Annotated in this window: 13 protein-coding genes; 3 read left to right on the top strand and 10 right to left on the bottom strand. The window is 69.8% G+C overall.

The features are described 5' to 3' along the window. Positions 1–25: 25 nt before the first annotated feature. From WBG06_RS13310 to WBG06_RS13280, 7 genes are all read right to left on the bottom strand, one after another. Entirely contained in the window at positions 26–1,282 is a 1,257-nt protein-coding gene (locus tag WBG06_RS13310; protein ID WP_336737269.1) for an MFS transporter, read from the bottom strand. Then, on the bottom strand, positions 1,279–1,473 hold the full coding sequence (locus tag WBG06_RS13305) for a DUF3046 domain-containing protein (protein WP_336737268.1): 195 nt from the start codon (positions 1,471–1,473) through the stop codon (positions 1,279–1,281). The genes WBG06_RS13310 and WBG06_RS13305 overlap by 4 nt, the downstream gene beginning before the upstream one ends. 21 nt (positions 1,474–1,494) lie before the next feature. Then, positions 1,495–2,637: a methyltransferase domain-containing protein gene (locus WBG06_RS13300; RefSeq protein WP_336737267.1), complete on the bottom strand. Its 1,143-nt coding sequence runs from the start codon at positions 2,635–2,637 to the stop codon at positions 1,495–1,497. A 71-nt stretch (positions 2,638–2,708) separates the two neighbouring features. Further along, positions 2,709–3,521 carry an ABC transporter permease gene (locus WBG06_RS13295; protein ID WP_336737266.1) on the bottom strand — a complete coding sequence of 271 codons (813 nt, stop codon included), beginning with the start codon at positions 3,519–3,521 and terminating at the stop codon, positions 2,709–2,711. Between the two features lies 1 nt (position 3,522). Next, positions 3,523–4,353 (bottom strand): ABC transporter permease, encoded by an 831-nt coding sequence (locus WBG06_RS13290; RefSeq protein ID WP_336737265.1) that lies wholly within the window; start codon positions 4,351–4,353, stop codon positions 3,523–3,525. Further along, a complete protein-coding gene (locus WBG06_RS13285; RefSeq protein WP_442945459.1) occupies positions 4,353–5,282 on the bottom strand; it encodes an ABC transporter ATP-binding protein in 930 nt (309 codons plus the stop codon). Before WBG06_RS13285 ends, WBG06_RS13290 begins: the two co-directional genes overlap by 1 nt. Positions 5,283–5,361: 79 nt before the next feature. After that, the gene (locus WBG06_RS13280) at positions 5,362–5,691 is read right to left on the bottom strand and encodes a hypothetical protein (RefSeq protein ID WP_336737264.1); all 330 of its coding nucleotides are present in this window, start codon (positions 5,689–5,691) and stop codon (positions 5,362–5,364) included. Positions 5,692–5,885: 194 nt separating this feature from the next. On the opposite strand from WBG06_RS13280, the gene WBG06_RS13275 reads away from it, so the two are divergent. Both WBG06_RS13275 and WBG06_RS13270 read left to right on the top strand, forming a co-directional pair. After that, positions 5,886–7,955 (top strand): HelD family protein, encoded by a 2,070-nt coding sequence (locus tag WBG06_RS13275; RefSeq protein WP_336737263.1) that lies wholly within the window; start codon positions 5,886–5,888, stop codon positions 7,953–7,955. Further along, complete coding sequence (locus WBG06_RS13270) at positions 7,952–8,542, top strand: GNAT family N-acetyltransferase (RefSeq protein ID WP_336737262.1); 591 nt, start codon at positions 7,952–7,954, stop codon at positions 8,540–8,542. The genes WBG06_RS13275 and WBG06_RS13270 overlap by 4 nt, the downstream gene beginning before the upstream one ends. Here WBG06_RS13270 and WBG06_RS13265 read toward each other — a convergent pair. From WBG06_RS13265 to WBG06_RS13255, 3 genes are all read right to left on the bottom strand, one after another. Further along, a complete protein-coding gene (locus WBG06_RS13265; RefSeq protein ID WP_336737261.1) occupies positions 8,500–9,240 on the bottom strand; it encodes an aspartate/glutamate racemase family protein in 741 nt (246 codons plus the stop codon). The two genes, WBG06_RS13270 and WBG06_RS13265, sit on opposite strands and share 43 nt — an antisense overlap. 30 nt (positions 9,241–9,270) lie before the next feature. After that, positions 9,271–10,002 (bottom strand): hypothetical protein, encoded by a 732-nt coding sequence (locus WBG06_RS13260; RefSeq protein ID WP_336737260.1) that lies wholly within the window; start codon positions 10,000–10,002, stop codon positions 9,271–9,273. A gap of 83 nt (positions 10,003–10,085) precedes the next feature. Further along, positions 10,086–11,327 carry an HNH endonuclease signature motif containing protein gene (locus WBG06_RS13255; RefSeq protein ID WP_336737259.1) on the bottom strand — a complete coding sequence of 414 codons (1,242 nt, stop codon included), beginning with the start codon at positions 11,325–11,327 and terminating at the stop codon, positions 10,086–10,088. Positions 11,328–11,768: 441 nt separating this feature from the next. Here WBG06_RS13255 and WBG06_RS13250 point away from each other — a divergent pair, with 441 nt between their 5' ends. Beyond that, a complete protein-coding gene (locus WBG06_RS13250) occupies positions 11,769–12,188 on the top strand; it encodes a pyridoxamine 5'-phosphate oxidase family protein (RefSeq protein ID WP_336737258.1) in 420 nt (139 codons plus the stop codon). The last annotated feature ends 4 nt before the right edge of the window (positions 12,189–12,192 follow it).

The following is a 12,192-nucleotide window of genomic DNA, read 5'->3' as shown; positions in this document are numbered from 1 at the left end:
CCGGCCCTGCCCGCTCCGGCAGACGTCAGGCCGTCCGACGTCCCACGTACGCCGCCCCGAACAGCACCACGACGAGCAGGATCGTGCCGAGCGCGAGCACCGGATATCCGGCTACGTCGACGACGATCCCGGACACCGCCCCCGCGGCAGCAGCGGCAACGCCCATGATCAGGTCGGCGGTGCCCTGCACGTCGGCACGCACCTCCAGCGGAGTGTGGTCCGCGACCGAGGTGGCGGCCGCGATCGTCGCCAGCGACCAGCCGAGGCCGAGCAGGAAGAGCCCGGCGAAGATGCGTCCGGAGCTGCCCTCCGGGGCCGCGGCACACAGCACCAGAGCGACCAGGAGCACCCCGCCGCCGAGCGCCATCACATCGGCCCGGCCGACGCGGTCTGCGAGCCAGCCGGCGACCGGTGCGAAGGCGAACATGCCCAGGACGTGCCCGCTGATCACCAGGCCGATGATCTCCAGGCCGGCGCCACCGTGCTCCATGTGGAGCGGGGTCATCACCATCACCGCCACCATCGTGGCGTGCGCCGCGGCCTGTCCGACCACCGCCGCCGCGAGCGCGGGCCGCGCCCGGATCACTGCGAGCGCGCGACGCCAGCTGGTCGTCTCGACAGGCTCGACCGCCGGTGACGACTCAGCGGGCGGAGCGCCCTCCCGAGCGACCAGCAGCGGATCGGGACGCAGGAAGATCCCGACCACCAGCGCCGCCGCCAGCATCGCGACAGCACCGAGAGCGAACGGCCCGGTGAGCACCGGGATCCCGACCGCATCGGTGAAGAGCTCGGCGACCCCGGTCAGGTTGGGTCCGACGACGGCGCCGAACGTGGTCGCCCAGACCACGACCGACAACGCCCGCGCGCGACTCGTCGCCGGCGCCAGGTCGGTGGCCGCATAGCGAGCGCCGTTGTTCGCTGCTGTCGTCGCGCCCAGCAGCACCGCGCCGACCAGCAGCAGCGCCATCGAGCCGACCACTCCGGCCACCACGGCCAGCAGCCCTCCGGCGGCCCCGAGCAGGTAGCCCGCCAGCAGCCCGAACCGGCGCCCGCGTGCATCCATCACCCGCCCGAGAACGTACGCAGCCACCGCGGCACCCAGCACCTGGGTCGTCTGGGAGAGCCCTGCCATCGACTCCGAGCCGGACAGGTCGCGCGCCAGCAGCGAGGCGGTCGCGATGCCGATCGTGATCCCCATCGCCCCGACCGCCTGGGTGGCGACCAGGGTGAGAATGGTGCGCTTCTGGACCGCGGCCACCGCGGACTGCTCGACCAGCGTCACCGCTCACGCGCCGGCAGCTCCAGGGCCTTCCAGACCGCGGCCCAGACCTCCTTGGGAGGCACGCCGTCGTCGAGCGCCTCCTGGGCGGTGCGACCGCCCAGGTCGCCCATCACGAACTGGCGCGCCCACGCTCGCGCGTAGCCCGCGCCGAGCGCGTCGTCCATCCGGGACCAGAACTCCGTGTGTCTCATCGCCCCGAATGCTACTCAGCCTCAGGAACGCCGGCGGGCGAGCACGTCGAGCCAGACGTCGCCCAGCCGGCCGTCGGCGTGCCCGACCTCCAGCACCTCCCAGCCGGCAGCCTCCAGCGCCGCCCGCAGCTCGGCCTCGCGCCAGTAGACGAAGAGCCGAGGAGCCTCCACGTGGCCGCGGTTGGTCCACTCCTCGCCGTCACCCTCCTTCATCGACACGTGCAGCGCACCGCCCGGCCGAGTGACCTCGGCGAGCCGCCCGAGCACCGTCCCGAAGTCGTCCCTGGCCACGTGCAGCAACGTCGCCGAGGCCCAGACCGCGGCGTAGGGGTCGTCGGGGTGAACCGGGTCGCGCAGGTCGTCGGTGAGCGGGTCCAGGCAGGCCGCGGCGTACCCCTGCTTGCGCAGGTGCGCCACGAACCCCTCACTGATGTCGGTGCGTCGCACCCGCACTCCCCCGGCCTCGAGCGCCTTCGCGTCGTGGCCCGGTCCGGTGCCGATCTCGAGGACGTGGTCGCCGGGCTCGAGCTCGGCCAGGAACCGGTCGAGGAGCGAACGGGTCTGCTCCGAGAACGAGGTGGCCTGGACGTACGTCGCCACGCTGGCGTCGTAGGCGGCGACCGTCGCCTGCTTGGCGGCGGAGCGTACGTCCCACAGGTGGTGGACGACGTCATGGAGGTGGTAGCGCCCCAGCGACTCGATGCTGAACACGTCGCCGTTGGAGCGGACCCCGCGGCGGCCCCACGCGTCCGGCGGGACCTTCTCGTAGGTCGTGGCCACCAGATCGGCGGCGTCCATCAGCTCCTCCGCGACGACGTCGGGGTCCTGGCCGGCGTAGTCGGACTCTCGGGCGGTGGCGTCCTGGTCCCAGTTGGCGAACTGCGGCTCGTCCTCGGTCAGCATCAGCGCCACCCGCTCGGCGAAGACCCGATGGACGTCACGTACGTGGGCGGCGTACTCCAGTGCCGACCACACCCCCGGCTGCGGCCGGTCGCGCACGTTGTCCCCGGCGAGATAGACCTCCCAGTACGTCGCGTTGTCCCGCACGATCTCGGGCAGCTGGTCCGCGGTCACCGCTCCGGCGGTGAACCCGCACTCCGGGCACGGCCGGTCGAGGACCCAGGTCCAGTCCTTGGTGTCGGGCGTGATCGCGTCGTAGGTCATGACTCAATCCTGACGGCCCGACCGCTCCGCCACGAGGGAGATCCTGCCTGTGAGACGCGAGTTGCTGCCGGTCAGGTGAGGAGTAGGGAGTCGAGCCGCCGTCGCACGACGACGAGCCCGATCGCACCGAACACCAGCAGATAGACCACCGAGACCAGCGCGCCCCACGACGGCACCCCGAGGGTCAGGTCCCGGCACAGCACGACGCCTCGGTAGAGCGGCGTGACCTCCACGACCCACCGCAGCCACTCGGGGTAGGCCGTGACCGGGAAGAAGGTGGCGCTGAACAGGAACATCGGCATCATCGCGAGCGTGACCTTCTCGAAGTCCTGCCAGGAGGTCATGTAGGTCGTCAGGGCCATGCCCACGGCTCCGAAGGCCGACCCGATCAGCAGCGCCGCGGGCACGACCAGGAGCGCCCACCAGGAGTGCACGAGGTCCATCGCGACCATGATCAGCAGGAACGCCGTCACGTAGATCCCGCTGCGCAGCTGGTTCCAGAGGAGCTCGCCGACCGCGATGTCGACGGTGCGCAGCGGCGTGGCCAGCATCTGGTCGTAGAGCTTGTTGTATTTGAGCTTGAAGAAGAAGTTGAACGTCGCGTCCAGCAGCGACCCGTTCATCGCCGAGGCGGCGATCATGCCGGGCGCGACGAACTCGCGGTAGTCGACCGGCTTCCCGGCGTATTCGAAGCCGACCACCATCGCGCCCACGCCGATCCCGATGGAGAACAGGTAGAAGACCGGCTCCAGGAAGCCGGTGACGAACACCAGCCAGGCCCGCCGGTAGACGAGGACGTTGCGCCACAGCAGCAGCCGGGCGGCCTCGCCGCCACGCAGCGGCCGGGCGACGGTGGCGCCCACGGCAGCATTGAAGAGTGCCATCTCAGGAGACCAGCCTCTCGCCGAGCCGGCGGACCGCGAACCACCAGCAGACCGCGCTGAGCAACCCGAGGTAGACGACGTGGATCGCGGCCAGGCCCCAGTCGATCTCGCCCAGCGCGAGCATCCGGGTCAGGTTGACGCCCTGCCACAGCGGTGAGGCCATCGCGACCTTCTCCAGCACCGGCCCCAGGTTGGCGACGGGGAAGAACGTGCCGGAGAAGAGGGTCAGCGGGATCATCCCGAGCCGGAAGATCAGCGCGAAGGACTCCTCGCTCTTGATCGAGAGCGAGAAGAGCAGCACCGGGGCACCGAAGGCCAGCACGACCAGCCCCTGCGCCAGCCACGCGACGAGGACACCCCACCAGGTCTCGAAGACCCCGAAGGGCGCCAGGACGAGCAGGAAGACGCCGCAGGCGAAGAGCGTGCGCAGCACCAGGAAGCCCAGCTGGGCCAGCACGATGTGGGACGCGGTCAGCGGTGAGGCGATCATCGAGAAATAGATCCGCTGCCACTTGACCATGCCGTAGACGGGATAGGTCATCTCGGAGAATGCGATCGTCATCGCATGGGCGGCGACCATGCCCGGCGCGACGAACGCCAGATAGGAGTCCGCGCCCTCGAGTGTGGCCGGATCGGCCGTCACGAAACCACCCAGCAGCACGCCCAGCGCGAGCACGTAGAAGAACGGCGTCACGAAGGTGGTGATCACCCCGCCCTTCCAGGTGCGGGCCACGACCGTGAGCCAGTAGTCGACCATCCGCAGGGCACCCGCGACCAGCCCCGAGGGCGCGGTCGGCGCGGTGGCCGGGCCCGAGTCGGCGTAGTCGGCCATCAGTCGACCAACGTCCGGCCGGTCAGGTGCAGGAAGACGTCCTCGAGCGAGGCGCGCCGCACCAGGGTGGCCACCGGCGCCAGGTCGCGGCTGTGGACGGCCTCGATGACCGCCTCGCCGTCGTCGCTGTAGAGCAGCAGCCGGTCGGGCAGCACCTCGATCCGCTCGGCGAGGTCCTCCACCTTGGCGGCGAGCGCCTCGTGCTCGCCCACGCCGAAGCGCAGCTCGGCGACCTCGCGGGTGGAGTGCTGCTGGATCAGTCCCAGCGGGGTGCCGTGGGCGACGATCCGGCCCTGGTCCATCACCACGAGCTCATCGCACAGCTGCTCGGCCTCGTCCATGTAGTGGGTGGTCAGCAGCAGGGTGACGCCCGCCTGCTTGAGCCGGAAGAGCCGGTCCCAGATGACATGGCGCGCCTGCGGGTCCAGGCCCGTGGTCGGCTCGTCGAGCACCAGGATCTCGGGGCGGTTGATCAGGCTGCGGGCGATCGTCAGGCGCCGCTTCATGCCGCCGGAGAGGTCGTCGACCTTCGCCTTGGCCTTGTCGGTGAGCTGGACGAAGTCGAGCAGCTCCTCGATCCGGCCCTTCACCTCGGCCCTCGGCAGCCCGAAGTAGCGACCGTAGACGAAGAGGTTGTCGTAGACGTTGAGCTCGACGTCGAGGGTGTCCTCCTGCGGGCACACCCCGAGCCGCGCCTTGATCTTCGGCCCGTCCTTGGCCGGGTCCATCCCGAAGACCCGCAGCTCTCCGTCGCTCGGCGGCGAGACGCAGCAGATCATCCGCATCGTCGAGGACTTGCCGGCGCCGTTGGGCCCCAGGAATCCGTAGGCAACCCCGGGCCGCACCGACACGTCGATGCCGCGCACCGCCTCGAAGCCGCCGAAGGACTTGCGCAGCCCGCGCGCCGAGATCATCAGGTCGTCACCCACGTCGGCAAAGACTAGTGGCGAGCGCCGACAGTCTCGACCGAGTTCGTCGGCGTTCGTCGGGCCGACGGGCGCTCGACGCCTACTGACCCTGCGTGCCCTGCTGCTTCTGGCGCCGGTTGTAGTCGCGCATCCGCTGCGGTACGCCGACCACGGCCGCGTCGTAGGACGGGACCTGGTGCTTGTTGGCGAACGTGTGCGCCCACTGCGCCGACGGCACCCGCCGTCGGGTCCACTCGCCGTCGTGGGCGACCAGCAGCAGGGTCACCTCGCTGACGGCGGTGCGCGGCTCGACGAACCCCTCGACGCCCCTTCGGGTCTCGACGAACTGCTCGAGATGCTTCTGGTCGGTGGAGTCCGCAGCGCGCACCCTGGTGGATCCGGTGTAGCTCTCGCCCGTGGGACGGCTCATGCGCGACCCGCGGTTCCGGAAGCGATCGAACAGGCTCACGCGCCAATTGTTGCATCCCGGTGGCCGGCAAGGTGGCCGTTACGCGGCGCGTTAAACCTGTTGGGCGGCCGCGTGGCGGTCGCCTATGTTGGACCCTTTGACCCCACGCCCGGTCGAACCACCCCAGCAGCCGACGGAGGAGCGATGATCCAGTCATGCCCATAGACGCACCCAGCGACGGGTCCGCCACCCACGACGATCTCGAGGCCGAACGGGCCCACCTGGCCGCTTCCCGGCAGGATCTGGCCCGGATGCGCCGGCGGGTGGAAGCGCTGGACTCCTCCGACGCCGGAAACTGGGTCAGCGCCGAGATCCTCGACGCCACGCTCGCGCGAAGGCTCGAGCAGCTCGCCGACGATCCGGACGTACCGCTCTTCTTCGGCCGCATCGACCGGACCGAGGCCGCCGGCGAGGAGAGCTTCCACATCGGCCGGCGACACATCACCGACAGCGCCGGCGACCCGATGGTGGTCGACTGGCGGGCACCGGTGAGCGTCCCGTTCTACCGGGCGTCACGGACCGTTCCGATGGGTCTGGAGCGGCGACGGCGCTACGGCTTCTCCCACGGCGAGCTGACCGCCTTCGAGGACGAGTCGCTCACCGACGCCGGGTCGGAGCAGGAGCACTCGGCGATCCTCGAGGCCGAGATCGAGCGACCCCGCGTGGGGCCGATGCGCGACATCGTCGCCACCATCCAGCCCGAGCAGGACGTCCTGGTCCGTGCCGACCTGTCGCAGACGATCGTCGTGCAGGGTGCCCCCGGGACCGGGAAGACGGCCGTAGGGCTGCACCGCGCGGCCTACCTTCTCTATGCACACCGCGACCAGCTGACCCGGCGCGGGGTGCTGATCATCGGGCCGAACGCCTCGTTCCTGCGCTACATCCGCGACGTGCTCCCCGCGCTCGGCGAGATCGAGGCCAAGCAGGCGACGATCGCGGAGCTGGTCTCCGGCTACGGCGCGGTCCGGACGGAGGAGAGCGCGCCGGTGGCGACGCTGAAGGGCGACGTACGCATGGCCGAGGTGCTCCGCCGGGCGGTCTGGTCCCACGTCCGCGAGCCCGAGGAGGCCTTGGTCGTCCCGCGCGGGTCGCGGCGCTGGCGGGTGCCGTCCTACGAGGCCCGGGAAGCGCTGGACGGGCTGCGCGCCAACGATCTGCGGTACGCCGCGGGCCGCGCCCTGCTCCCCCGCGCGCTCGCTCACCGGGTGCTGGTCCAGATGGAGCGATCGGGCGACTCGCCCGACGACCGGGTGCACGATGCGGTGGCGCGGACCAAGCCGGTCAAGGACTACGCCGCCGCGCTCTGGCCCGATCTGAAGCCCGCGCGTGTCCTGTTCCGTCTGTTCACCGACGCGGCATGGCTGGCGGAGGTGGCCGACGGCGTGCTGGACGAGGCCGAGCAGGAGGCGCTGCTGTGGGAGCGACCGCCCCGCTCGGCCGGAGCGGCCCGCTGGTCGCTGGCCGACCTGGTGCTCCTCGACGAGATCGCCGACCTGCTCGACCGTACGCCGTCGGTGGCCCACATCGTCGCCGACGAGGCCCAGGACCTCTCCGCGATGATGCTCCGCGCTCTCGGCCGCCGCTCGACCACCGGGTCACTGACGATCCTCGGCGACCTGGCCCAGGCGACCACACCGTGGGCCTCGTCCTCCTGGGCCGATGCGCTGGCTCATCTCGGTAAGCCCGACGGCCATGTCGAGCAGCTGACCCGCGGGTTCCGGGTGCCGGCCGACGTGATCGCGTACGCCGCCCGGCTCCTCCCCCACATCGCACCCGATCTGGAGCCGCCGGTCGCGGTGCGGCGGGCGCGCGGCGACCTCACCTTCACCACCTCGACCGTCGTCGAGGCGCTCGCCGGCGCGTTGGAGCGCCCCGGGTCGGTGGGCCTGATCGTGCCCGACGCCTCGCTGGCGGCGGTCCGCGTCGAGCTGACCGAGGCCGGGCTCGCCTTCGCCGAGATCGGGGTGCCAGCAGACGAGGAGACCGAGTTCGACGCCCATCTCGACCTGGTCCCGGCCTCGCTGGCGAAGGGCCTCGAGTTCGACCACGTGGTCGTCTCCGACCCCGCCGCGATCGTCGCCGGTGAGCCGGACCGCGGCACCGGTCTCCGCCGCCTCTACGTCTGCCTCACCCGCGCGGTCACCTCCTTGGTCGTACGCCACGACGATCTCCCCGAAGAACTCGGTGGCGTCCCGGAGCGGGAAGATGCGAAGGTGAGCGCATGATCGACACCCGCCCCGATCCGCTGGTGAAGGCCGAGTGGCCGCTGCGCACCGAACGGCTCGTGATCCGTCGGATGTCGCTGGACGACATCGAGCCGACCTGGGCCTTCCGGAGCCTCCCCGAGGTGGCCGAGTGGGTGACGAGCGCGTTCGCGGACATCGACGCCTACCGCCGGATCTTCGAGCGCCCCGACGTGCTGGAGCCTGCCCTGGTGATCGAACGCGACGGCGTCATCGTCGGCGACCTGATGCTGCGGATCACCGACCCGTGGTCGCAGACCGAGGTGCGCGAGCAGGCCAACGGCACCCAGGCCGAGCTCGGCTGGACCATCGCCCCCGACCACCAGGGCAACGGCTACGCCACCGAGGCCGTGCGCGCGGTGATGGACGTCTGCTTCGGGCCGCTGGGGCTGCGTCGCGTGGTGGCGGAGTGCTTCGCCGACAACGTGGCGTCCTGGCGGCTGATGGAGCGCCTCGGGATGCGACGTGAGTCGCACACGGTCAAGGACTCCCTACACCGCACCCGCGGCTGGCTCGACGGTCTCTCCTACGCGATCCTCGCCGAGGAGTGGGCTGCAGCACCGCGCTGATCCTCGGGCCTGAGCGCCGCCACGATCGCGGCCTCGCAGTGCAGCCGGGTCGTCGGGAACAGCGGCACACCGGCGTACGTCTCCATCGGCAGGAGCAGCTCGATCTCGGTGCAGCCCAGGATCACGCCCTCGCACCCGTCGGCGACCAGCCGGTCGATGACCTCGAGGTACGCCTCGCGTGAGCTGTCCAGGAACCTCCCCAGGCACAGCTCCTCGTAGATGATCCGGTGCACAGTCTCCTGGTCCCGCTCGCCGGGGACGGTGACGTCGAGACCGTGGCCACGGAGCCGGTCGGCGTAGAACGGCTGCGACATCGTGAACCCGGTGCCGAGCAGGCCCACCTGGCGGACGCCCGCCGTACGCACCGCTGTCGCGGTGGTGTCCCCGAGATGCAGGAACCGGTCGCCGTAGGTCGTCTCCAACGCGCCCGCCACCTTGTGCATCGTGTTGGTCGCCAGCACGATCACCTCCGCCCCGGCATCGCTGAGGGTGCCCGCCTCCACGGCGAGCCGCTCCCCCGCCCGCTCCCACTCGCCGGCGGCCTGCATCTCCTCGATCTCGGCGAAGTCCACGGAGCGTACGAGCAGGTCTGCCGAGTGCAGCCCGCCGAGCCGTTCCGCCGCGATCTCGTTGAGCAGGCGGTAGTACTCCGCCGTCGACTCCCAGCTCATCCCACCCAGCACACCGATCCGTCGCATGCCTTCAGTCTCCCCGGACGGCCAACACGATCACTCCTGCGCCCGGGCTCGAGCATCCTCCCAGCTGCAGCTCAACGGATCCTCGTGCGGGCTCGCGGAGAGGCGCACGACCTCGACCTCCCCGCCGACCCTCCACCCCAGCAGACAGCCAGTGGCCGCCCGCCCGCTCCAGTAACCGGTGACCCCGCCGGAGGCGACGTAGAGCCGCGCCCCCTCCTCCCGCACCGCGAGCCCCGGAAGATCGGTGAGAGCACGTACGCTCGCCGCCGGCTCGTCCGCGCGCAGTGCCTTCTCGAGCCGAGCCTCGGCATCGTCCGGCAGCTCGACGGTCTCCGCCGGAGTCGTGTCGATCTCCCTCGTCTTCGGGCAGTCGACCTCGTCGGCGGTGTCCCACTCGCGTTGCTCCGACCACTCGAAGCAGCGCGTGGCGGAGTAGGTGTTCGAGGAGTCGGGCCAGATCCTGGTGGCGCACTCCCAGTTGGTCCTGCACTCGTGGTGTGCCGTGATGGCCAGCACGATCCGACGTCCGTCGTCGGGGCTGTCTGTCGCCACCATGATCTCCACCTCGCCCTCCCGCTCCCCCTCGCGCGCCTGGTCGTAGACCGTTGAGCCGGCATAGGTCTCCATCGCGTTGAAGATCGCCACCGCGCGCGTGTGCGTCCGCGCCTCCGCGGGCGCTCCCTGAGCCCACACCCAGAACGCCCCGACACCGCCGACCAGAGTCAGCGCCACGACGGCCAGCACCACCCACAGAGTTTTCACCTGCCCAGTGTCGAAGGTCCTCTCCGATCTGGCGTGAGCGCCGATACTCATCTTTCGGCGCAGGTTGTTCCGGGTCGCGGATCCTAAGACCGACGGGTGAATCTGATGGTGCCGTCGGGTAGCCGCTCGTGCGTGTACGCCGGTAGGTGCGCGAGCCGGTGATGATGTGGGCACAACAAGACCCCGTCTTTGAGGTCGGTCCTTCCTCCGGTGCTCCAGGGATCGAGGTGATGGGCATCGCACCATTCCGGTGGCATGTCACACCCTTCGGCCTGGCAGCACTTCTGCTGCAACCGGAGCGCTTTGCGCTGGATGGGCTGGAAGAACCTGCTCGCGCGACCGGCATCGAGAACCTCACCGTCGCTGCCCAGGATCCAGGGGATGATGGTGGCGTTGCAGGCCATCTTCCTGGCCTCAGCGGCGGTGATGGTGGTGCCGTTGGTCTCGTCGAACCCAAGTGTCGCGGTCCCGAGCTCTTTGCGGAGATCCTCGAGGGAGATCACAACATTCACGACGGTCGCGTCACCGCCGTGTCGGGGCAGGACGGCAGGGTCGATGGTCTCGAGCAGCCTCGCGAACCCGTGGCCCAAGAGTCGTTCCCACGGCGGCAGCACCGCACCCTTCTCCACCAACTGCTGCTTACGGGGCTGGGCGTAGGCCTCGACCATGGTCTTGAACCGCATCCCGACCGAGACCGGCAGCACACCCTCGAACCCGACGGTCCCATCCCGGTTGTCCCAGATCCGCAATGCGGTCTTCTGTAAGGCGCGTTGCTCTTCGGCGAGGAGTGCTTGGGCTTCGGCTTCGTCGAACCGGACCGGGTCGACCCGTTCCAGAATCCGTTTGCCGGCGATGCGGAGCTGGTTGGCGGTCAACCGACTGGCCTCCTCGACCAACAGCTTCTCCGCGAGCACCAGGTCCTCCCGGGTAACGACCGGGTCGGCATCTAGCGTGTCGAGGGCACGGGTGATGACCTGGGCTTTCGCCTCGGACAGTTGGCCGGCAGCAAGTTCGGCGGCGACGAGGTCGTATCTGTTCAGCGCGCCGGCGAGCTTGATCGCAGATCTCGCGGTGCCCTTGTCGACCAGGAGTTCGGCCCGCATCCACGCGGAGGCGTCCTTGTCGCCCGTCTCAGCGGCGATGTCACCGGAGGCGGCCAGGATCCGCAGTCTCAACGCAGCCTGTCGTGCTTCGGTCTTCGCGAGCCAGGCCAGCATCGCCTTCTTCTGGGAGGTGGGCCAGTAGATCGGGTCCCGGTCGAGGAGGTCGTCGAGGGAGGCGTCGATGCTTGATGTGGTCGCGTCGATCCTGCTGTCCAGACTCATCGTTGCCTCCTCCTTCCCGGAGTGTTGAGAGGCGTGTTGTGATGGCTCTGATTCTACGCTCAGATTGGATACCTAACCATCCATAGGTGCAGGTCAACTGTGGTTTTAGCGGTGTGCGTACGTCGTCGTTCTTGTGGTTGGTAAGTGGCCCGAAGGGCCACCCTTCATCCCGCGAAACCTTGCCGTCCCGAGCAGAGATCGCCTCCCGGCCACACCGGGGCCGCCGTCCCGATAGCCAGCCAAGTTTTTCTCGATCTGGTCCGGAGTCCAGGACCGCGAAGCGGCCGGCGAAGCCGGCGCCCGAAGGGCGTCCTTGACGCCGGTCCAGATCGAGAAGACCGTAGAAGGAGGGTCGGCGGCCCAGCCCAACCCACAAGAAACGCCCCGGCAGGGAGATCGGCAGGCTCGACCACCCCGCCACCCCGACGTACCGTCAACCACATGGGCATCCCACTAGCAGACCGCGAAGAGCTCCTGACCCAACCCCTGATCGCAGCCCTCTCCGTAGCCCGAGAAGACGGACGAGCACCCCTGACGGTCCCGATCTGGTACGACTACACCCCCGGCGGCGACGCCTGGTTCGTCACCGGAAAGGACTCGCTGAAGGCCAAGCTCATCAGAGCCGCAGGACGCTGCACCCTGATGGTCGAGCGCCTCGACCCGACGGTCCGCTACGTGTCCATCGAAGGGCCGGTACAGATCGCGGATGCCGCGGAGGGCGAAGCAGAGGCGATGGCGCGGCGCTACCTGCCTCCCGAGGCGGCCGATGCCTACCTAGCGCAGGCCGCGAGCTTTCCGCCCGAGGTCACGATCCGGCTCACGCCAGAGCACTGGATCTCCGCCGATCTCGGCGCGCTATGACGAC

Source organism: Nocardioides sp. CCNWLW239 (genome assembly GCF_037137035.1).
GTDB lineage: Bacteria > Actinomycetota > Actinomycetes > Propionibacteriales > Nocardioidaceae > Nocardioides.
The sequence above is the reverse complement of the archived record's forward strand: the minus strand, read 5'-3'. Positions and strand labels throughout refer to the sequence as shown.